This window comes from Streptomyces sp. Je 1-369, assembly GCF_026810505.1.
Lineage (GTDB): Bacteria > Actinomycetota > Actinomycetes > Streptomycetales > Streptomycetaceae > Streptomyces.
Genome location: NZ_CP101750.1, coordinates 8,445,669 through 8,466,409, shown reverse-complemented (window position 1 = coordinate 8,466,409; position 20,741 = coordinate 8,445,669). Strand labels below are relative to the sequence as shown.

Here is a 20,741-nt window from a genome sequence, read left to right as displayed (position 1 = left end):
CACCCGTTCTGCTCCTTCACGCAGTACGAGAGGCAGCTCATGAGAGCTCATCGAAAAAGAACCGGGGTCCGCGGCATCCTGTGTACCGTCGCGACCGCGGGACTCGTCGCCGGTCTGGTCACGCTCACACCCGGCGTCGCCACTGCCGCCCCTGTGCAGCTGGCCCAGAAGTACACGTGCAAGTTCCCGATCATCAGCAACGACCCGATCGAGATCCAGATCTCCTCGGACATGCCCGCCACCATGAACGTCGGCGAGACGGTCCCCGAGTACGACATCAAGGCCCTCACCAAGGTCAGCGCGCGGGCCGCCCAAGGGCTCGGCGTCATGGGCGCGGTGACCCTGGAGGGCAAGGCCACGGCGGACGTGGTCGTCGCGCTGCCCGGCGGCGAGGGCACCCTGCCGATCAAGGTGGTCAACAACGTCGCCAAGGCGAACATCCCCAACCCCGCCGCCGCGTTCGAGGTCAACGCGACCGGCAAGTCACCCGGCTCCTTGCTGACCTGGGCCAAGCCCGGCACCGCCAAGTTCGACGTCACGGGCCTCAAGCTGCACAACATGATCGCCCGGGACGCGTCCGGCGCCCCGGTCCAGCTCCCGCCGTTCGGCGACGAGTTCGACGCAGCCTGCACGCTCGACGCGGGCCAGAAGACGCTCCTGCACACCATGGAGATCAAGGGCGGCGGCACCGACCCCGATCCGGACCCCGGCCCCGACCCCACGACCGGCAAGCAGAACGTGAACACCAAGGTCACGCCGGAGCAGGGCGGCGGTCAGCTCACCATGGCCCAGGCGGGCGACACCGTCGCGCTGTCACCGGTCGAGGAGGGCGCGGGCGGTAAATCGACCGGCGACCTGCAGAAGGTGACCGTCAAGGACGCCCGTAACGGCGCCACCGGCTGGTCGCTCACCGGGAAGGTCACCGACTTCACGGGCAGCGCCGGCGCCATCGGCGCGGACAAGCTCGGCTGGACGCCGTCCTGCGCGACGGCGGCCGGCTCGGCCAGCACATGTGTGCCCGGCTCGCAGGGGCCGGTCGGCACGGCGGGCGCCACGCTGGCGAGCGCGCCCGACGCGGCGCAGACCGGCGGCGAGTTCACGGTCGGCGCGGGCCTCGCGCTCGACGTACCGGCGACCGCGGCGGCGGGTGAGTACGCGTCCGTGCTCACGCTGACGCTGACCTGACCTGACCAGTCACACCTGTTCCACCCGCTTTACCAGTCACACCTGTTCCACCCGCTTTACCAGCCCTACCCGCTCCACCTGCTCCACCTGCTCCACCTGCTCCACCTGCTCCAGCGCTGTGCCCGGTGGACCGGCCGTTGTGCGACGGCCGGTCCACCTCTCTTCTCTCCCTGGGGGCCGCATGAATGTCGTCCGTACGCAGTCCACGCACCGCAGACGCGCCGCCGTGCTCCTCACCGCGCTCGCCATGGCGCTCGGTCTGCTCACCGCGAGCCCGCCGTCGGACGCGTACGCTGCGGACAACGGCCGTTGGTCCGTCTTCCCCACCGCCCGCAAAGGCGCCGACCATCGGGCGTACTTCCGGATGCAGGCCGATCCCGGGCGCACCCTGCGCGACAAGGTCACCGTCTCCAATCTCGCCAAGGAGCCGGTGACGTTCCTGCTCTACGCGGCCGACGCCTACAACACCCCGCGCGACGGCGGCTTCGCGGTACGCGAGCGGAGCGAGAAGCAGCGGTCCGTCGGGGCCTGGGCGCGGCTCGCACGGTCGGAGGTCACCGTTCCCGCGGGCGGCAGAGCGACCGTGCCCTTCACCCTCGCCCTGCCGCGCACCGCGCCGCCGGGCGACCATCCCGGAGCCATCATCGCCCTGGACAAACGCGTCGCCCGCGCCAAGGGCACCGGCGTCGGCGTCCGGCAGGCGGTCGGCGCGCGGGTCTACCTCCAGGTGAAGGGCGAACGGGCGCCGGGGCTGAGTGTGCGGGACGTGCGCTTCGACTACAAGGTGCCGCCGCTGCCCGGCCTCGGCAAGGACGCCACCGTCACGTACACCCTCGTGAACAGCGGGAACGTGATGCTCGAACCGAGGGTCGACCTCAAGGCCAAGGGGCTTTTCGGCCGGACGTCCTTCGACAGCGCGGGCAACAAGCTGCCGGCCGAGCTGATGCCCGGCCAGCGCGTGCGGATCACCCAGAAGTGGGCCGGACCCCCTCCACTGGACTGGGGCAGCGTCGAGCTGACCGCGAGCGACAAGGCCGGTGAGCTGGTGGCGAGCGGAAGCACGGGGTATCGCACGGTGAACTGGAGCGTGCTCGTGGCGCTCGTCCTGGTGGTGGTCTTCCTGGTCGTCGGCGTGGTGGTGCGGCGTCGCAGGGCCCGCACCACCGCGCGAGGTTGACGCGGCAGGGCGGCCGGAGGCCGGGGCGGCCTGCCGTCGAAGAACCCGCCGCCAGACCGCCCGCCCGCCCTCGAACAACCCACCGTCAGACCGCCTGCCCGCCCCTCCTGATGCGCTGCGGCAGGTAGTGGAAGGCCGCTATGCCCGCGGCGCCGAGTCCGCCCGCCGCCGCCAGCATCAGGCCGACGCCGGACGTGCCGGTGGCCGCGAGACCGCCCGAACCGCCGGTCACCTCGGTGTTCAGGTCGGTGCCTGAGGAACCGGAGCCGCCGGTCGTCGTCCCGCCGTCGCTCGCGGGGAGACCGCCGGAGCCGCTCGGGTCGGTCGGGTCGGCGGGGTCCGCGGGCGGGTCCGCGGGCGGATCGGTCGGCGGGTCGGTGGGCGGGTCCGTGGGCGGGTCGGTCGGGGGATCCGTGGGCGGGTCCGTCGGGTCCCCACCGCCGCCGCCCGTGATCGTCATCTTGTGCAGGAGCGTCTTCTGCCCAGCGTCGAGGGTGCAGTCCGCGGTGAACTCGTCGCCGTTCGGCGGAAGCGGTACGGGCTTGCCCTCCGCGTCCCGGGCGATCATGTTGTGCAGCTTCAGGCCCTTCACGTCGAAGGCCGCCTCACCCGCCTTGCCCCAGGTCAGCAGCCCGCCGGGCGACTTGCCCGTCGCCGTCACCTCGAACGGCGCGGCCGGATTGGGGATGTTCGCCTTGGCGACCGTGTTGACCACCTTGATGGGCAGGGTGCCGTCGCCGCCGGGCTGGGTGACCACGACGTCGGCCGTCGCCTTGCCCTCCAGCGTGACCGCCCCGAGCACCCCTAGGCCCTGCGCGGCCCGCGCGCTGACCTTGGTGACCGCCTTGATGTCGTACTCGGGCACCGTCTCGCCGACCTTCATGGTGGCGGGCATGTCCGTGGTGATCGCGGCTTCGATGGCGTCATTGCTGATGATCGGGAACTTGCAGGTGTACTTCTGCGTGAGCGACACGGGCTCCGCCGACGCGCTGCCACCGCCGGCGGTCAGCGCGAGCAGTACGGCGGAGACCCCTGCCAGGGCGGACCCCCGCGCCAGTCGCACCGTCGCTTTTCCCGGCTGCTCTCCCATGCGGTCTCCCATGCGATCTCCCATATGTGGCCCCTGATTCCGAGATTCGGCACAATCGAGCAATGACTACTGACAGGTAGGGGGACCGTCAACCTGATCGGCGCAGATCGGTGCGGTTCGACGGCACGAGGTCCGCAATTTGTCATCCGCGCACCACCGCGTACTCACCACCGCCACAAAAGCCCGGGCCTTCAACTCCCTTCCCGCACCGGGCGGGAATCAGGCTGGAGCAGACCTTGACCGCCCAACTACCCGCCAGTAGTTTGCGTATCCGAAACACCGCCGTATCGCCTGATGCACATTGGCAGGCGCACTCCCTCACGTTCACGGCGGCAGATTTCGCCTCTTCGTTCTTCCCGGACGGCTGGGCCGGCGAGTCCGGAATCGCAGAGGTGGCACCGACGTTCGTTCGTGCCCATTCACGTAGCCCGAGAGGTAGCTCATGGGAGCGCACAAGAGACAAGTCAGGGCACGCACCGCCCTGAGCGCCGTGGCGGCCGCCGGCCTCGTCACCGGTCTGGTCAGTCTGGGCGGCGGCACCGCCGCCGCCGACCCGGTGAAGCTCACGCAGAAGTACACCTGCAAGTTCCCGATCATCAACAACGATCCGATCGAAGTCGAGATCAGCGCCGACATGCCCGCCACCATGAAGGTGGGAGAGACGGTCCCCGAGTACGACATCAAGGCCGTCACCAAGGTGAGTCAGCGCGCGGCCCAAGGTCTCGGCGTGCTCGGGGCGGTCACGCTGGAGGGCAAGGCCACCGCCGATGTGAACGTGACCCTGCCGGGCGGCACCGGCAACCTGCCCATCAAGGTCGTCAACACGGTCGCCAAGGCGAACATCCCCAACCCGGCGGCGGCGTTCAACGTCATCGCCAGCGGCAAGTCGCCCGGCGGCCTGCTGACGTGGGAGAAGGAGGGCACCGCCAAGTTCGACGTGAAGGGCCTGAAGCTGCACAACATGATCGCCCGGGACGCGGACGGCAAGCCCGTCCAACTCCCCCCGAACGGCGACGAATTCACCGCCGAATGCACCATGGACGCGGGGCAGCCCACCACGCTCCACACGATGACCATCGGCGGCGGCAGCACCGATCCCACGGACCCGCCGACCGATCCGCCCACCGATCCCCCGACCGACCCGCCCACGGACCCTCCGACGGACCCGCCCACCGACCCTCCCACCGACCCGCCGGGCAATGACCCAGTGAAGCTCAACTTCGACATCAAGGGCACGTCGGTCATCAAGGCCGCCAACGGCAGCACCCCGCTCACCGGCGGCATCGACACCCGCTACGACCTGAGCAAGGGCACGTTCGACGCCGACCTGAAGCTCAACCCGACCAAGGGCCAGTTCACCATCATGGGCTTCCTGCCCACGACCGCGGACATCGCCTTCGAGCAGACCGGCAAGACCACCGGAACGCTGGACACGGCGGGAGCCCTGAAGTCGCAGTCCGAGATGTTCGTCAAGCTCGGTAGCGTCAACGTCTTCGGCATCCCGATCGGCGGCGGCCCCGACTGCAAGAGCGGCACGCCCGCCAAGGTCGACCTGGCCAGCGAGGGCCGCTTCCAGCCCTACAAGGGCGGCAAGCTCAAGGGCACGTACACCCTGCCCGCGCTCAAGGGCTGCGGCGGCCTCAACGACATCATCAGCGCGTTCACCGCGGGTCCCGGCAACACCATCGACATGGACCTCACCTACAAGCAGTAGCACCGTCGGCGACTCCCCAGCGGTGAGACCGCATGACGACCGACCCGGCCCCTCGCCCCTACCGGCGGGGGGCCGGACTGTTCCCCTCAAGACTTGGAGAGGCAGTGTTGAGATCGCGCGCCCTATCGCGGCGGATCGCCCCTGCCGGGGCTCTGCTCGCCGTGCTGACCGGCTTCACCTCCGGGCCGCCGGCCACCGCGGCCCCGGTAACGCTGAAGCAGAGGTATACGTGTGTGTTCCCGCTCATGGAGGAGGACCCGCTCACGGTCGACATCACGGCGGACCTGCCGGCCAAGGTGAAGGTCGGCGAGCGGATACCGGCGTTCCGGGTCGTCTCGGTGTCCAAGGTCGGCAAGGCGGCCGCCACCGCGCTGCGGACGGTCGGCGGTACTACCCTCGAAGGGGTCGCCACGGCGGACATCACCGTCCGTACGCCGGAGGGCCCACTGGACATCGGGCTCGACAACACCATCCCCAGGACACCTCTGCCGGACCCGCCCGCCGACTTCGAGGTGACGGCGACCGGACAGGCGCCGCCGCTGACGTTCCGGCAGCCCGGCAGCGTGAAGATCGACGTCAACAGCCTGCTCCTGACGATAACCCCGCGGGACGCGGCCGGTGCCAAGACGGGCCTCGACACGTTCGAGACCGAGTGCACGCTCGATCCCGCGGACCAGAACAGGACGCTCCACACCATCCAGGTGGAGCCGGGTGCGACGGATCCGACGGACCCGCCGGACCCGCCGGACCCGACGGACCCGGGCGGTGAGCCGGTGCCGCTGAGCTTCGGCATCAAGGGCAGCTCCTTCATCAAGGCGGCCAACGGCAGCGCGCCGCTGCTCGGCGGCATCGACACGCGCTACGACCTGGACAAGGGAACCTTCGACGCCGACCTGGAACTCGACCCGACCACCGGCCGCTTCACCCTCCTCGGCCTCCTGCCCGCGACCGCGGACATCGCCTTCGAGCAGACCGCAAGGACGACGGGGACCCTCGACACGGCGGGCAGCCTCAAGGCGCACGCCGAGATGTACGTGAAACTCACTGGCGTGAGCACGTTCGGCCTGCCCATCGGCGGCGGGCCGGACTGCGGAACCGTCGGACCCGCGAAGATGGACCTGGTCGGCGAGGGCCGCTTCGAGCCCTACAAGGGCGGCAGGCTCAAGGGCACGTACACCCTGCCCGGCCTCAAGGACTGCGGCGCCCTCAACGACATGATCAGCGCTTTCACCACGGGCCCCGGCAACACCATCGACATGGACCTGACGTACGAAAAGCAGTAACAGCCGTACTCGCTCCCACCCAGAACGCCGTGGGCAGGAACACCAGGTCCCCCACGATCGTGATCGCCGAGAACATCGGCAGCGCCATCAGCAGTCCGATCGTGAGATGCGTGCCGAGCATCACCACGAGCAGCGCGTACTTGAGCCGCGGGCTGAACACGAGCGCGGGGAACAGCAACTGGGTGGAGACGGTGACGTACGCGAGCACAGCCAGCCAGTCCCCGTGCCCCGCCAGCCAGTCGGAGAGCCCGGGGAAGGTGGCGAAGTCGTCCAGGCGCAGGGCGTAGTGCAGCGCGGTGCCGTCCCGCCACGACGTACCGCGGATCTTGTACAGCGCCGCGGTGCCGTAGACCACCATCACCTGGAAGGCCAGCAGGGCGAGACCCGTGTTGTGCAGGACGGTCACGACACGGCGGCGCAGCTCCTCGCGCGGCCCGACGGGCACGGGGGCCGGTCGGGCCGCCCGGCGGGCGTCGAGTGACCAGCGGCGGCCCGAAGCACACAGCACGAGGTAGTTGGCGAACAGCAGGCTCAGGAGCTCGAAACCGCTGTTGGCGACCGACGAGCGCATGTAGAAGCCCGCGACGACGCAGGCGAAAAGGACCGCCATGATCCGCGTGTGCCAGCCCAGCAGATACAGCGCGCTGACCGCGACGGCCAGGACATAGGCGGCCCAGAAGAGGTCGGGGCTCTGCGTGCCGAGCCAGGTGTACCACCAGGACAGCCGGTCGTCGGCGCCGCGCGCCTCGACCGAGGCGCGGAAGAGTTCGGGGGTGTACGGGGAGCCGGGGCCCCAGAGGCGGTCCGCGTGCCCCGCCTCGCGGAGCAGGTTGAGCAGGAACAGCCCCGACACGCCGATTCTGACGACCGCGGCGCCGTACAGCCCGTACGGGGTGCGGGCCGCCGTCCCGACGGCCTGTCGCAGGGTCACGGGAGCATCTCCCAAGTGCCGAGGGGCTGTCGGCTCCCGGCCGGGGCGGGCTGCCCTGGCGGAGCGATGGGCAGGGTGTGCAGGCGCAGTTCGACGGCGTCGGGGCGGGGCTCGCCGAGGTCTTCGAGACGTACGACGACGACGTTGCGCAGGTACTGGGCCGCGGGCGTCAGCGGCGCCCTGAGCTGGGTGTGCGGCGAGCCCGCGAGGTGCGCGCTGACCGCCTTGCGCAGCACGGTCTGGTCCTCCCGGCTGGGCAGCGGGTTGCCGCGGTGCGCGGCGACGTCGTGGGCGGTGAGGTCGATCCACGGGCCGACGTGGTCCGCGTCCCGGCCGTCCGCGTACCGGCTGCGCACCTCCAGGTGCACGTTGGCGCTGGGCGGGTCCGGCGCGAAGATGTTCCAGTCCTGCGGGAAGAGCGGCCGCAGCCATCCGTCGACCTGCGCCGAGCGGGCCTTGGCCTGAGGGGGCCCGGGGCTCAGGTACAGGACGAGCAGCGCCACGTGGGTCAGCGCGGCGAGCACGACCAGCAGGGCGGCGCCCCGTACCGCTGTCCGGAACGGGGCGGGGAGCGGGGTGCCCTGCGGGGCTAGGGGGTCGCGGGAGGCGGAGGGCTCACAGGGGACGCCCCGTCTCATCCGGCCGGAGCTGCCGAGGAACCCGCACCCGGCAGGTTCGCGCACTCCGGTGCCTTGTCGAAGGCCTTCCCGAGCTCGGGGTCGGCGCGGAAGTCATGGGCGGGCCCCTGGTAGGCGCTCGCCTTGCGCAGCCCCTCCCCCGCCTGCTTCAACGCCGCCTCCAGGGACTTCTCGTCGGTCACATCGGCCTTCTTGAGGCGGGCGGTGGTGTCGGCGAGGCTGCTGCGAGCGGAGCGGAGGTTGCCGAGCGCCTTCTCGTACGCGGCGTCGCCGCCGTCGACGGGCGGCGCGCCCTCGTGCCGCATCTTCTTGTCCAGCGCGCCGAGCCGTCGGCCGAGCGCGTCCATGAAGGTGACGACCTCCGAGTGGTACTTCTTGGCGTCCTCGCGGTCCTTGCCGTCCTTGCCGTTCGAGGCGGGGAGCGTCAGTTCCGATCCCACGTCCTGCACGCTGTCGCAGACGTCCGAGGCCCAGTCGACCTGCGGAGCGTCGTCGGCACGTGAACTGCATCCGGACAGCGCCACCGCGGCCGCGACCCCGAGGGATGCGGAGAGGAGTCCGGCGGTGTGCCGCTTGCGTCGCACACCCGCGTTCGTGCGGAATCTCTTGCTCAAGCTCTGCATGACTGCCTCATCTGTTGAAGGTGTCGATGTTCGCGATCCGCCAGCTCCCGCCCCGCTGGACCACGTCCACGGCGAACATCGCTGCCGCCTGCGTGGCCGAACCTCCCTTGGCCGTACTGGTGTTGCTCTGGTCGGCGAAGACCAGGACACGGGCCCGGTCGCCGTCGACGACCTCGACTCCGCTGTGGGTGACGGTGGTGGTCAGGACGAGCTTCTGACGTTCGCCCTGGGCGCGGACCTGAGCGAGCATCTCCCGGTGCTGGCCGACGGCTCTGCCGGTCAGGTACTTGGCCGCGGCCTTCTCGGTCCGGCCCGGGTCCGTGTGGTCGTAGGAGAAGACCGCGTCGACGGCCTGGCCGACCGTGCCCTTCACCTCGCCGGTGCGGGCCGTGTCGGTGAGCGCCGCGTTGCGCGCGGCGGGTACGTCACGCAGGTCTCCGGCCCGCGTGTGCGCGTAGGCAGCGAAGCATCCGGCCAGTACGGCGAAGAGAGTGAGTACGGCGAGCAGCACCGGCCGCGGAATGCTCCTGCGGGCGGCCGCCCGGGTCGTACGTTTCCGGGCCGTAGGGCGCGGGACGCGCGGCGGCGCGGGAGGGGGTGTGGCGGTTCTTCGGCCCTCGTAGGCGGTCAACCGCCTTTGCCGGTTGACCATATGGCGTGTCGTCGGCATGGAGCAGCCCCTCAGTCGGTCGGCTTGTCGGTGGGTGCCGTTTCGCCCGTGGGGGCCTGGCCGAGCCCGCTCAGCTTCCAGCCGTGGGCGGTGCGGGTCAGCTCGCCGAGCAGGCGGCTCTCCTTCGTGCTCGGCTTCTTCTTCGGCGGGTCGACGGTGATCCGTATCGCGATCAGGACTCCGGCCCTGCCCTCACGATCGTCCAGTTCGGTGACGGCTCCGGACAGCACTTCGGCCGTGGTGGCCGTGCGCGCGGTGCGTACCTGCTTCTCGAACTCGGGCCGCCCCTTGCGGAGTTCGTCGAGAAGTTCGCCGGTGGCGGACTCCTCCCAGGTGTCGAGTCCGTGCTCCAGGTCGCGGTGGTCGAGGGTGTTCATGTTCAACGCGGCCTGCTCGCCCGCCGCGAGGACGTCGTCACGGGTTTCCGCGAACCGCGTGGAGTCGTCGTGGGCCGCCGCGTACCAGGACGAGCCCGTCCAGCCGGCGAAGCCCAGGGCGAGGGCCGCCGCCGTGCAGACGATCGAGAGTTCCGTACGGTCCCGCGATGTCGTACGTCGTCGCATGTTCCCCTCCTCTAACGGGCCTTGATGTCAGTGATCGTCCAGCGGCCTTCGTCCAGGCGCGCGGTGACCGAGAGCTGGGCGGCCGCCGTGGTCGCCTTGGCTCCCTTGCGCTTGGCCCGCTGGTCGAGGAAGACCAGGAGCCGTGCGCTGTCTCCGGCGAGTTCGACGGTTCCGGCCCGTACCACCTGGGTCGTGAGCGACAACTCCTGCTGCCCGACCTGTCGGCGGAGCTTGCCGAACAGGACCCGGTAGTCCTTGGCGGCCTTTCCGCGCAGCACGTCGTGCGCGCGCCGCTCGGTGGCGGCCAGCTCGTCGGGGGCGTAGGTGAAGATCCCGGCGAGTGCGTCGCTGACGTCCGCGACGACCCGGCGGGTCAGTTCGCTGTCGGTCAGCGCGTGGTTGTCGGCGGCCGAGGTGTCCGTGGCCCGGGCGGTGAGGACGAGGAGCGTGCCACCGGTAAGCAGGAGGGCCGCGAGGACGAGGGCGAGGACGGTCTGGACGGTCTGGACGGTCCGGGGTCGGCTTCCGCGGCGCCGACGCGACGGCCGTGCCTCCACATCTCCGTCGATACCTCCGTCGGCAGCGTCGGTGTCGGCCGTGTCCGTGTCGGCCGTGTCCGTTTCAGTCGAACGGGCTGCCGCCGCACGCCGTGGCCTCTGCCCGGTGCTCATCCGCGGTCCAGTACTCATCTGCGCCCCCTCATCCCGTCCCGACCGTCCCGACCGGCACCGCCGTCAGCGAGCCGAGTTTCCAGCCCGCCTCCTTGCGGTCGAGGCCCGCCTCGAAGCGTTTGCGGTCGGTGGTCGACTTGCCGGTGCGTTCGGCGACCTCGACGCGGACCGAGGCGATGACCTTCGCCGTGCCCGCCCGCGTGTCGAGGGCGACGACCGCCGCGTCGGTGACCGTGGCACGCGTCGTGGTGCCCTCCTGTTCGAGGGCCCCGGCGCCGGCGTCGCCCGTGCGCCGCAGCTCGTCCGCGAGCGGCCCGTCCGCGGCCTGCGCCCAGGCCCGCAGCGAGCCCCGCACGTCCTTGCCGTCCATGGTGTTGAGTACGGCGATGTGTCTGCGGGCGGCGTCCAGGGCGCCGTCACGGTCGCGGGCGTACGCCAGATCCGCGTCGGCACGCGTCTGCGCGTACGTCCATCCCGAGAAGCCGCAGAACAGCGCCCCCAGCACCAGCGCGACCGACCACGCCCGCCACACCGTTCTCCGGCGCCTCACGACGCCCCCATTCCGAGGAGTCCGCCCAGGTCGGCCGGGCTGTTGGACCGCGTCCCGCTCCGCCCGAGGCCCAGCGATCCGGGCCGGGCCGGGTCGGGCACGCCACCGCGCGGTGCGTTGGCGGAGCCGCGTACGTTCTGGCCGCTGCCGGGGCTCGCGGTGCAGGCCGCGTCGGTGTTGGTGGGGGCCGGTGAGGTGTCGAGGCCGTCGCGGTACGTCGTGCCGCCGTATCCCGCGGTGCAGGGCAGCGGCTTGAAGAAGCTGGTGATCATGCCGAAGCGGACTCCGTCGGGGCCGATGGCGGTGGCTCCGGTGGCGGCGACCCGCGGCAGGCGCACCATGAGTTCGCGGGTGCCGCGCTGGCGGGTGACCAGGAGCTCGGAGGTGGTGACGAGGTTGGCGAGCAGGACGCCGAACGCGGGGTCGGTGTCCCGCAGCAGCCCGGTGAACTGGGTCGCCGCGTCCGGCGTCGTGGCGATGAGCCGGCGCAGGTCGGGGTCGGACTTCTTGAGCTGGTCGGCCAGTTCGGCGGTGCCGCTCGCGAAGGACTTCAGGGCGTCGGACTGTTCGTTCTGGGTGCGCAGGACCGTCTTGGCGTCGACGAGGAGCCGGGTGGTCGCGGGCAGCGCCTTGTCGGCGGCCCGGATGAACTCGCTGCTGGTGTCGATGAGGATCTGCAGGTCCTGTCCGCGCCCCTCGAAGCTCTTGCCGAGCTCGTCGACGAGGGTGCGCAGTGCGGCGGTGTCCACGGAGGAGGCGAGCCGGTCGACGCTGGTGAGTACGTCGGTGACCGGCGCCGGAGTCCCCGTGGATCCGCGGGGAACCACCGACCCCTCGGCGAGGTAGGGTCCTTCGTCGGTGCGCGGGCTCAGGTCGAGGTACTGCTCACCGACCGCCGACAGGTTGGCGACCTTCGCCTCCAGGTCACTGGGGATGCTCGGCGCCGATTCCTTGATGCGGACGCGGGCCTCGACGCCGTCGCCGGTCAGGTCGACGGCTTCCACGCGGCCGACGTCGACGCCCCGGTAGGTGACGTTGCCGTGGGTGAACAGGCCGCCGGTTTCGGCGAGTTGAACTGTGACCGTGTAGTAGTCGCGGGCTCCCACGTACCGTCCGAGGTCCGCGTAGGTCGTCGCGATGTGGACGAGGACGAACACGCCGAGGACGAGGAAGGCGATGTTCTTCACGTGGGTGGAGAGGGTCAGCACTAGGAGCCGCCTCCTGACGTTCCGGTGACCGCGGGCAGCGGCAAGGAGGAGCGCGGCGCGGCGCCGCCCCCGCGGACCGGCGGCACGATCTCGGTGCCGGGGGCCGCTGCGATCCTCAGATAGACGTTGAGGTAGTCGCCCTTCACTCCGGTGAGCACCTCGTCCGTGAAGGGATAGGTGAACATCGCCTGTAGCGATTCGGGCAGGTCGGCGCCCGCGTCGGCGAGGTTCTTCAGGACCGGGGCGAGGGCTTCGAGGTCGGCCACGAGGTCGTTCTTCGTACGGTCGACGGTGTCGACGGCGACCGCGGAGAGGGAGTCCAGGGCGCGCAGCATGGAGACGAGGGAGGTGCGCTGTTCGCTGAGGACCTTCAAGCCGGGCGGCAGGTCCCGCAGGATCTCGCCGATCTTGCGGTCGCGGGTCGCGAGGGTGGTGGAGAGCCGGTTCATGCCGTCGAGGGCGGCGGTGATGTGCTTCTTGTTCTTGTCGAGGCTCTTCGCGGTGGTGTCGATCTGCCGCAGCAGGGAGCGGACTTCGCCTTCGTTGCCGCCGAGTGCCTTGTTGAGTTCGCCGGTGATGGTACGGATCCGCTGTACGCCGCCGCCGCTGAGCACCATGGACAGGGCGCCGAAGACCTCCTCGATCTCGGGGTTGCGGTTGGTGCGGGCGACCGGGATGACCGCCCCGTCGCGCAGGCGGCCCCGGTCGTGCGCGTACGCCGCTTCGGTGCCGGTCCTGGTGTCCTGGAGGTCGGGGCGGGCGCGCATGTCGTCGGGGGCGACGAGCTGGACGTACTTCTCGCCGAGGACGCTGGACTGTTCGAGGTTGGCGTAGGCGTTGGCGGGCAGTCGTACGTCGCCGTTGACCTTGAGGGTGACCCGGGCGGCCCAGCCGTCGGCGGCGAGGGATATCCGGGTCACGCGGCCGACCTCGACGTCGTTGACCTTGACCGCGGAGTGCGGGAAGAGACTGACGACGTCCCGGAACTCGGCGGTGACCTCGTACGGATGGTCACCGAGGTCGGCTCCGCCGGGCAGCGGCAGGTCCTCAAGACCGTCGAAGTCGGGCAACCCTCCGGCGCCGAGGGCGAGCCCCACGAGGGACACGGTGAGGCAGAGGCCCATCGCGATGCGGGCGGTGCGGCGCTTCATGACCGGCGGCCTCCCCCGGCACGGGCCGTCGTGCCGTACGCGGTGCCGACCGGCGGCAGCGGCAGGGCGGGCAGGGCCTTGCTCCTGCCGCCCCGCGTGCCCGCCAGTTCGTTGATGTCGGCGCGGCCGTCGATCGTGCGGGTGCGCGGGTTGTAGGCCCGTTCGAGGTTCGCGGCGGCCAGCGGCAGCGCGTCCAGTGCCTCGGCCACCGACGCCCGCTGGTCGACGACGGACCGGGTGAGGCCCGCGAGCTTGTCGACGTTCGACTTGAGGCGGCTCCGGTTGTCGCTGATGAAGCCCTTGACCTGGCCGAGCGCCGTGCCGAGGTCCTTGAGGGCGGCGGCGAGGTCGTCCTTGTCCTCGGCGAGGAAACCCGCGACCTCGGACAGCTGGGTCTCGGCGCGCCGCACCTGCCCGTCCTTGCGCTTGAGGAGGGTGATGAACTCCTGGAGCTGCTCGACGGTCCGTACGACGTCGCCGCTGTTCCCATTGAGTACGGCGGAGGCGCCGCCGAGCTGGTGGATCGTGTCGCCGATGGCCTTGCCGTTGCCGTCGAGGTTCTCCGCCCCGGCCTCGACGAGTCCGGCGAGGGCGCCGTCCTTGTTCGCGCCGTCGGGTCCGAGGGCGTCGCTCAAGTCGGTGACGCTCTTGAGGAGTTCGTCGACTTCGACGGGCGTCGCCGTGTGCTCCGCGCTGATCACCGCGCCGTCGCGGATCTGCGGGCCGCTGCTGTAGGCGGGGGCGAGCTGCACGAACCGCCCCGACACCACGCTGGGGGCGACCACGACGGCCTGGACCTGCGCGGGCACCTTCACCCCTTCGTCGAGGGTGAGCCGCACCCGTACCCGTCTGCCCTCGGGCCGGATGTCGTCGACACTGCCGACGCGGACGCCGAGCACCCGCAGGTCGGACCCTTCGTGCACGGCGACGGCACGGTCGAAGTAGGCGGTGATGTGCTTGCCGTCCCCGGCGCGGGCGAGGGCCGTCACGCCGACGATCCCGCCCGCGACGATCAGGACGAGGACGACGAGGATGACGACGAGCCGCCCGCCCCACAGTCCGCCGGTCGCGTCCGCGATGCGTTCGCCGAGCCGGGGGCGCAGTCGTCCTTGTGTGCGAGGTGTGCGAGGTGTGCGGGGTGTGCGAGGTGTGCGGGCCATCAGCGTCCACCTCCGGGTCTCGGCGGCATGCATCCGCCGTCCGCACCCGCGCCCGCACCCGAGGCCGTCCCCGAGGCCGTCCCCGCGGGCAGGTAGTCCTCCGGGACGAGACCGCACAGGTACCCGTCCATCCAGCGCCCGTTGCCCAGCGTGTTGCCGACGAGCCGGTAGTACGGCCCCGCGGCGGCGAGCGCCTTGTCGAGGTTCTTCTTGTTCTTGCTGAGGGTGCCGGTGACCCGGTCGAGGGCGGCGAGCGTGGGTCCGAGCTGCCGTTCGTTGTCGTCGACGAGACCGCTGATCTCGGTACCGAGGTCACGGGCACCGGTGAGCAGTCCGTGGATGGCCTTCCGGCGGTGCCGTACCTCTTCGAGCAGCAGGTTGCCGTTGTCGAGCAGCCGCTCGAACTCCGTCTTCGTACTGTTCAGAGACGTGGTGAAGTCGGCTGAACCTTCGAGGAGTTCGGACAGTTCGTCGTTGCGCGTGGAGATGGTGCGGGAGAGCTTGGAGAGTCCCTTCATGGCCTTCCTGACGTGTGGCGGGGTGTTCTTGAAGGCCCCGGAGACGGCCTCGAAGCTCTTGGCGAGCCGGTCCTCGTCGAGCTCGCCGCTCGTGCGGCTCAGGCCGTTGAAGGCCTCCATCACGTCGTACGGGGAGGTGGTGCGGGCCACCGGGATGCGCTTGCCGGGGTCCTGCGTGCGGCTGCCGAGCGGGTCCACCGCCAGGTACTTGGCGCCGAGGAGGGTCTTGATGGCGATGCCGACGGTGCTGCGGTCGCCGATCCAGGCGTCCTTGACCTCGAAGGTCACTTTCACCTTCGGGCCGTCCAGCGCGACGTCCTCCACCTTCCCGACCCGTACTCCGGCGATCCGGACCTCGTCACCGGCCTTGAGGCCGACCGAGTCCTTGAAGTCGGCGGTGTAGTGCGTGCCGCCGCCGATGACGGGCAGTGATTCGGCGTTGTAGGCGAGCAGTCCGACGACGGTCATGGCCAGCAGTCCGGCCAGGGCGACGGCCACCGGGTTGCGCTCGCCGATGGGCTTGAGTCGCCTGGGGCGCCGCAGGCGTTGGAGTCGCTTCATGCCCGGCACCTCGCAGCCTTGATGGCGAGTCCGGTCGGCGGCGGACTGCCGTCGTAGGTGGAGACCCCGCTGAGTTTCGCCTCGCAGAGATACAGGTTCAGCCAGGAGCCGTACGACGCGACGCGGGAGACGGCCGCCATCTTCCGCGGCGTCTTCTCCAGGAAGTTCTCGACCAGCGGCGCGTGGTCGTCGAGGGTCTTCGACAGCCGCCCGAGGTCGCGTATGCCGTCCTTCAGGGGTGCCCGGCTCTGCCCGAACAGGTCCGCCGTGCTGACGCTGAGCTTGGCGAGCGAGTCGACGGACCGGCCGACGGTCTTGCGGTCGTCCGCGAACCCGGAGACCAGTTCCTCCACCGTGCCGATGAGTTCGGTGAAGCCCTTCTGCCGGGTGTTGACGGCCTTGAGGACCCGGTTGAGGTTCGTGATGACCTCCCCGATCACCCGGTCTTTGGCGGCGACCGTCGTGGTCAGCGACCCGATGGTCCGCAGGAGACTCTCGACCGTGCCGCCCTCGCCCTGGAGCACCTGCACGATGGACGCGGCGAGCTCATTGGTGTCCCGCGGGGAGAGTCCCTGCATCAGCGGCTGGAATCCGTTGAAGAGCTGGGTCAGGTCGAGCGCCGGGGAGGTGCGGCTCAGCGGGATGGTCTGCCCGGGTTCCAGGGCGCGGCCGACCGGACCCGCGCCCCGCCGCACATCGACGAAGCGCTGCCCGATCATGTTGAGGTACTTGATGGAGGCCGTCGCGGAGGCAGGCATCCGACGGTCCTCGTCGAGCGCGAACTCGACCTCCGCGTACCGCCGTTGGACGATCTCGATGGACGACACCTGGCCCACCTCCACCCCGGCGACGCGCACCGAGTCGCCCTCGTTCAGGCCGGTGGCGTCGGTGAACCAGGCCTTGTAGGTACGGGTACGGCCGACATCGGTGCCCGCGACGCTCACGGCGAGCACGGTGGTGGCCAGGGCGGTCACCACGATGAAGATCAGGGACTTGACGGCGGGCCCGGTCAGGCTGCGCTGTCCGCTCACTTCAGCTTCACCTCCGCCCCGCGGAAGGCCGGTCCTGCGAGCACGCTCGACCAGTCGGGCAGCGGGCCGCGCCGCGACCGGTCCTGTGCGGCGAGGAGTTCGGTGACAAGGCTGTTCTCCTGCGGCGAGTTGGCCACGCCGAGACCGCCGGACACCCCGCTCAACGCGGTGGCCGTGCTCGCCTTCCGCGCCGTGTACGAGCCGCCGGTGTAGGGGACGGGGTAGCAGCGCGGCCCGCCGCCCGCGGTGTAGCGGGGCGTGTCCCGGCCCGGCACGTACGCGCCGCGCGAGGGAACGACGTGCACGTCGACGCTCAGTCCCGGCCGGTCCGTGCCCTTGCCGAGGGCCGCGTCCATCACCGGCACGAAGTCGGCGACCGTGCTCAGGGTGCAGGGGAAGGCGGGCGCGTACTCCGCGAGGATCCGCAGCGTCGGGCGGGCAGTCGCGGTCAGCCGGATGAGGTTGGCCCGGTTGCTCCGCAGCCAGCTGCCGAGCTCCTGTGAGCTGCTGGTGACGGAGGCGTACAGCGAGGACAGTCCGGCGCGCCGCTCGGCGATGGTGGCGCTCGTGGTGGTGGCGTCGTGCAGCGCGTCGACGAGGTCGGGGGCCGCGTCGGCGTAGGTGTCGCTGAGCTCGACGAGCTCTTTGATGTCCTGGTTGAGGGACGGCAGGTGGGGATTGAAGTCCTTCAGGTAGCCGTCCAGGGCCACCATCGACGTGCCGAGCTTCTCGCCCCGCCCTTCGAGGGCCTGGGCCAGCGCCGACAGCGTGGCCGACAGCTTCTGCGGTTGTACGGCGGTGAGCAGCGGCAGCAGGTTGTCGAGCACCTGGTCCAGCTCGACGGCGCTGCGGCTGCGGTCCTGCGGGATGACGCTGCCCGCGGTCAGCGGGTGCGCGGAGGGACGTTCGGGGGGTACGAGGGCGACGTACCGCTGTCCGAAGAGGGTGGTCGGCAGCAGCTGGGCGCGGACGTCGGACGGGACCCGGCCGATCTTGTCCGGTTGCAGGGCGAGGGTGAGGCGTGCGGTGCGGCCGTCGGTGTCGATCCGCTCGACCTCGCCGACGACGACGCCCCGCAGTTTGACCTCGGCGCTCGGGCGCATCTCGCTGCCGGCCCGCCCCGTCTCGACGACGACGGACGCGGAGTCCACGAACTTCTTCTCGTACACGGCGATCGACAGCCAGACCAGCAGGGCGGGCACGACGAGGTACACCACTCCGGCGAGACGTCTGCGGCGGGCGACGGCGCCCTCCGTGGGGCGTGTGCGCGGCGCCGGCCCGGGCGACGGGCGGGGCGGGGGCTTTCGCGTGTCCGGCGGGGCGCTCATCCGGCCACCTTCACCGTGGTCGTGGCGCCCCAGAGCGCCAGGCTGAGGAAGAAGTCGGTGACGCTGATGAGGACGATCGCGGTCCGCACCGAGCGGCCGACGGCCACCCCGACTCCGGCGGGTCCGCCCGATGCGCGGAAGCCGTAGTAGCAGTGCGCGAGGATCACGAGCACGCTGAAGACGATCACTTTGAGGAAGGAGAGGAGCACGTCCGTCGGGACGAGGAAGAGGTGGAAGTAGTGGTCGTACGTGCCGGTGGACTGGGAGTTGAACAGCACGGTCGTCGCCCGTGAGGCCAGGTAGGAGCCGACCAGTCCGATGCTGTACAGCGGGATGATGGCGAGCACACCGGCCACAATGCGGGTGCTGACGAGGAACGGCGTGGAGCGGACCCCCATGCTCTCCAGGGCGTCGACCTCTTCGTTGATGCGCATCGCGCCGAGCTGGGCGGTGAAGCCCGCGCCGACCGTGGTGGACAGGGAGAGGGCGGCGACGAGCGGGCCGATCTCGCGGGTGTTGAAGTAGGCGGAGACGAATCCGGTGAACGCGTCGGTGCCGATCTGGCTGAGGGCCGCGTACCCCTGGAGGCCGACGACGGTGCCGGTGAAGACGGTGATGCCGATCATCACGCCGACGGTGCCGCCGATCACCCCGAGCCCGCCGCTGCCGAAGGCGACCTCGGCGAGGAGCCGCTGGATCTCCTTGGGGTAGCGGCGCACGGCGCGCGGGATCCAGACCAACGCGCGGACGTAGAAGAGGAGTTCGTCGCCCGGACGGTCCAGCCAGGCGAAGGTGCGGCTCTTGCCGCGGCGTTCGGTCAGGGCCATGGGTCACAGCCCCTTCGAGGGGACGAGTTGCAGATAGATGCCCGTCAGGACCGTGTTGACGAAGAAGAGGATGAGGAAGGTGAAGACGACGGACTGGTTCACCACGTCGCCGACGCCCTTCGGTCCGCCCTTGGGATGGAGTCCGCGGTACGCGGCGACGACACCGGCGATGAAGCCGAAGATCAGCGCTTTCAGCTCGCTGATGTAGAGGTCGGGCAGTTGGGCGAGCGCGGAGAAGCTCGCGACGTACGCGCCCGGGGTGCCGTTCTGCATGATGACGTTGAAGAAATAGCCGCCGAGGGTGCCGACCACCGAGACGAGGCCGTTGAGCAGCAGCCCCACCAGGGTAACGGCGAGCACCCGGGGGACGACGAGGCGCTGGACGGGCGAGACGCCCATGACGCGCATGGCGTCGAGCTCCTCGCGGATGGTGCGCGAGGCGAGGTCCGCGCAGATCGCGGATCCCGCGACGCCGGAGATGAGCAGCGACACGATCAGCGGGCTCGCCTGCTGGATGATGACGAGGACGCTGGCGCCGCCGGTGAAGGACTGGGCGCCGAACTGCTCGATGAGTGAGCCGACTTGGAGGGCGATCACCGCCCCGAACGGGATGGTCACGAGGATGGCGGGCAGGATGGTGACGCTCGCGATGAACCAGAACTGCTCGACGAACTCCCGCCATTGGAAGGGCCGTTTGAAGGTCAGGCGGACCACGCTCACCGCGAGCGCGAACATGTGGCCGATCTCGCGCAGCACGCCGAGGCCGGGCAGGGGCGGACGCGCGGCGGGAGGAGCTGTCATGCGCCCGCTCCTCTGCTCACGCGGGGCGCGACCAGCGTGGGCGCGTCGTCACCCCGCAGGCTCGCCTCGATGGCGCGGCGGGCCGCGGGCGGCAGCTCGTGCAGCATGCCCTTGACCCGCTCCTGGCGGCGGCGGACCGCCCGCCGCTCCGGCAGCCCGGGCGTGGGCGCCAGCTGCGGCACGATGGTCCGCTCCGTGGGGGGCCCGGCGACGATGCCGTGGGCCGCCTCCAGGTCCAGGGTTGCCTGGTCCTTCTCCTCGGACATGCCGATGGGTCCGGCCCGGCGGGCGTTGAGGAACTGCTCGACCACCGGTTCCTCGCTGGTGAGGAGCACTTCGCGGGGCCCGAACGTCACGAGGTTGCGGCGGAACAGCATCCCCATGTTGTCCGGGACGGTCGCCGCGATGTCGAGGTTATGGGTGACGATGAGCATCGTCGCGTCGATCTCCGCGTTGATGTCGATGAGGAGCTGCGAGAGGTACGAGGTGCGCACCGGGTCGAGCCCCGAGTCCGGCTCGTCACAGAGGATGATCTGCGGGTCGAGCACGAGCGCCCTGGCCAGGCCCACGCGTTTGCGCATGCCGCCCGATATCTCGCCGGGCAGCTTCTTCTCGGCACCGGCGAGGCCGACCAGATCGAGCCGCTCCATGACGATGCGGCGGATCTCCGCCTCCTTCTTGCGGGTGTGCTCGCGCAGCGGGAACGCGACGTTGTCGAAGAGGCTGAGCGAGCCGAAGAGCGCGCCGTCCTGGAACATCAGGCCGAACAGCTTGCGGGCCTCGTACACGTCCCGTTCACGGCTGTTGACCATGTCCACACCGTCGATGTGGACGTGTCCTCGTTCGGGGCGGACCAGGCCGACGATCGACTTCAGGAAGACCGTCTTGCCGGTACCGGACGGGCCGAGCATCACGCTGACCTCGCCGCGCGGCAGGGTGAGCGTCACGTTCTGCCAGATGTTCTGCTTTCCGAACGACTTGGTCAGCCCTTCGACGACCACTTCGACTCCCATCGCACCTCCTTGCTCGTACTTCGGGGTTGCGCACAGTTCGGTCGGCCC

At 70.4% G+C, this 20,741-nt stretch carries 21 protein-coding genes; 4 read left to right on the top strand and 17 right to left on the bottom strand.

The window, feature by feature from the left end:
• The first annotated feature begins 39 nt into the window (after positions 1 to 39).
• Both NOO62_RS37475 and NOO62_RS37470 read left to right on the top strand, forming a co-directional pair.
• Positions 40 to 1,185 carry a DUF6801 domain-containing protein gene (locus tag NOO62_RS37475; protein ID WP_268775245.1) on the top strand — a complete coding sequence of 382 codons (1,146 nt, stop codon included), beginning with the start codon at positions 40 to 42 and terminating at the stop codon, positions 1,183 to 1,185.
• 181 nt (positions 1,186 to 1,366) lie between these two features.
• The gene (locus tag NOO62_RS37470) at positions 1,367 to 2,362 is read left to right on the top strand and encodes a WxL protein peptidoglycan domain-containing protein (protein WP_268775244.1); all 996 of its coding nucleotides are present in this window, start codon (positions 1,367 to 1,369) and stop codon (positions 2,360 to 2,362) included.
• Between the two features lie 85 nt (positions 2,363 to 2,447).
• Here NOO62_RS37470 and NOO62_RS37465 read toward each other — a convergent pair whose 3' ends face one another.
• A complete protein-coding gene (locus NOO62_RS37465) occupies positions 2,448 to 3,452 on the bottom strand; it encodes a DUF6801 domain-containing protein (RefSeq protein WP_268775243.1) in 1,005 nt (334 codons plus the stop codon).
• A 442-nt stretch (positions 3,453 to 3,894) separates the two neighbouring features.
• On the opposite strand from NOO62_RS37465, the gene NOO62_RS37460 reads away from it, so the two are divergent.
• Both NOO62_RS37460 and NOO62_RS37455 read left to right on the top strand, forming a co-directional pair.
• Positions 3,895 to 5,166 (top strand): DUF6801 domain-containing protein, encoded by a 1,272-nt coding sequence (locus NOO62_RS37460; RefSeq protein WP_268775242.1) that lies wholly within the window; start codon positions 3,895 to 3,897, stop codon positions 5,164 to 5,166.
• A gap of 32 nt (positions 5,167 to 5,198) precedes the next feature.
• Positions 5,199 to 6,449: a DUF6801 domain-containing protein gene (locus NOO62_RS37455; protein ID WP_321170640.1), complete on the top strand. Its 1,251-nt coding sequence runs from the start codon at positions 5,199 to 5,201 to the stop codon at positions 6,447 to 6,449.
• Here the strand turns inward: NOO62_RS37455 and NOO62_RS37450 are convergent.
• The 16 genes from NOO62_RS37450 to NOO62_RS37375 are packed head-to-tail and all read right to left on the bottom strand — an operon-like array spanning position 6,394 to position 20,693.
• A complete protein-coding gene (locus NOO62_RS37450; protein WP_268775240.1) occupies positions 6,394 to 7,380 on the bottom strand; it encodes an HTTM domain-containing protein in 987 nt (328 codons plus the stop codon). The two genes, NOO62_RS37455 and NOO62_RS37450, sit on opposite strands and share 56 nt — an antisense overlap.
• A complete protein-coding gene (locus NOO62_RS37445) occupies positions 7,377 to 8,018 on the bottom strand; it encodes a DUF5819 family protein (RefSeq protein WP_268775239.1) in 642 nt (213 codons plus the stop codon). Before NOO62_RS37445 ends, NOO62_RS37450 begins: the two co-directional genes overlap by 4 nt.
• The gene (locus NOO62_RS37440; RefSeq protein WP_268775238.1) at positions 8,015 to 8,641 is read right to left on the bottom strand and encodes a hypothetical protein; all 627 of its coding nucleotides are present in this window, start codon (positions 8,639 to 8,641) and stop codon (positions 8,015 to 8,017) included. The genes NOO62_RS37445 and NOO62_RS37440 overlap by 4 nt, the downstream gene beginning before the upstream one ends.
• Before the next feature lie 7 nt (positions 8,642 to 8,648).
• On the bottom strand, positions 8,649 to 9,311 hold the full coding sequence (locus tag NOO62_RS37435; RefSeq protein ID WP_268775237.1) for a hypothetical protein: 663 nt from the start codon (positions 9,309 to 9,311) through the stop codon (positions 8,649 to 8,651).
• A gap of 11 nt (positions 9,312 to 9,322) precedes the next feature.
• Positions 9,323 to 9,874 (bottom strand): hypothetical protein, encoded by a 552-nt coding sequence (locus NOO62_RS37430; RefSeq protein WP_268775236.1) that lies wholly within the window; start codon positions 9,872 to 9,874, stop codon positions 9,323 to 9,325.
• 11 nt (positions 9,875 to 9,885) lie between these two features.
• The gene (locus NOO62_RS37425) at positions 9,886 to 10,563 is read right to left on the bottom strand and encodes a hypothetical protein (protein ID WP_268775235.1); all 678 of its coding nucleotides are present in this window, start codon (positions 10,561 to 10,563) and stop codon (positions 9,886 to 9,888) included.
• A 10-nt stretch (positions 10,564 to 10,573) separates the two neighbouring features.
• The gene (locus tag NOO62_RS37420; RefSeq protein WP_268775234.1) at positions 10,574 to 11,095 is read right to left on the bottom strand and encodes a hypothetical protein; all 522 of its coding nucleotides are present in this window, start codon (positions 11,093 to 11,095) and stop codon (positions 10,574 to 10,576) included.
• A complete protein-coding gene (locus NOO62_RS37415; protein ID WP_268775233.1) occupies positions 11,092 to 12,303 on the bottom strand; it encodes an MCE family protein in 1,212 nt (403 codons plus the stop codon). Before NOO62_RS37415 ends, NOO62_RS37420 begins: the two co-directional genes overlap by 4 nt.
• Entirely contained in the window at positions 12,303 to 13,454 is a 1,152-nt protein-coding gene (locus NOO62_RS37410; protein WP_268775232.1) for an MlaD family protein, read from the bottom strand. Before NOO62_RS37410 ends, NOO62_RS37415 begins: the two co-directional genes overlap by 1 nt.
• Positions 13,451 to 14,614 carry an MCE family protein gene (locus tag NOO62_RS37405; RefSeq protein ID WP_268775231.1) on the bottom strand — a complete coding sequence of 388 codons (1,164 nt, stop codon included), beginning with the start codon at positions 14,612 to 14,614 and terminating at the stop codon, positions 13,451 to 13,453. Before NOO62_RS37405 ends, NOO62_RS37410 begins: the two co-directional genes overlap by 4 nt.
• Positions 14,614 to 15,693, bottom strand: coding sequence for an MCE family protein (locus NOO62_RS37400; RefSeq protein ID WP_268775230.1), 1,080 nt, complete (start codon positions 15,691 to 15,693; stop codon positions 14,614 to 14,616). Before NOO62_RS37400 ends, NOO62_RS37405 begins: the two co-directional genes overlap by 1 nt.
• Complete coding sequence (locus NOO62_RS37395; protein ID WP_268775229.1) at positions 15,690 to 16,724, bottom strand: MCE family protein; 1,035 nt, start codon at positions 16,722 to 16,724, stop codon at positions 15,690 to 15,692. The genes NOO62_RS37400 and NOO62_RS37395 overlap by 4 nt, the downstream gene beginning before the upstream one ends.
• Positions 16,721 to 18,052 carry an MCE family protein gene (locus NOO62_RS37390; RefSeq protein ID WP_268775228.1) on the bottom strand — a complete coding sequence of 444 codons (1,332 nt, stop codon included), beginning with the start codon at positions 18,050 to 18,052 and terminating at the stop codon, positions 16,721 to 16,723. The genes NOO62_RS37395 and NOO62_RS37390 overlap by 4 nt, the downstream gene beginning before the upstream one ends.
• Positions 18,049 to 18,879: an MlaE family ABC transporter permease gene (locus NOO62_RS37385; RefSeq protein WP_268775227.1), complete on the bottom strand. Its 831-nt coding sequence runs from the start codon at positions 18,877 to 18,879 to the stop codon at positions 18,049 to 18,051. The genes NOO62_RS37390 and NOO62_RS37385 overlap by 4 nt, the downstream gene beginning before the upstream one ends.
• Positions 18,880 to 18,882: 3 nt before the next feature.
• A complete protein-coding gene (locus NOO62_RS37380) occupies positions 18,883 to 19,680 on the bottom strand; it encodes an MlaE family ABC transporter permease (RefSeq protein ID WP_268775226.1) in 798 nt (265 codons plus the stop codon).
• Complete coding sequence (locus tag NOO62_RS37375; protein ID WP_268775225.1) at positions 19,677 to 20,693, bottom strand: ABC transporter ATP-binding protein; 1,017 nt, start codon at positions 20,691 to 20,693, stop codon at positions 19,677 to 19,679. The genes NOO62_RS37380 and NOO62_RS37375 overlap by 4 nt, the downstream gene beginning before the upstream one ends.
• Between the last annotated feature and the right edge of the window lie 48 nt (positions 20,694 to 20,741).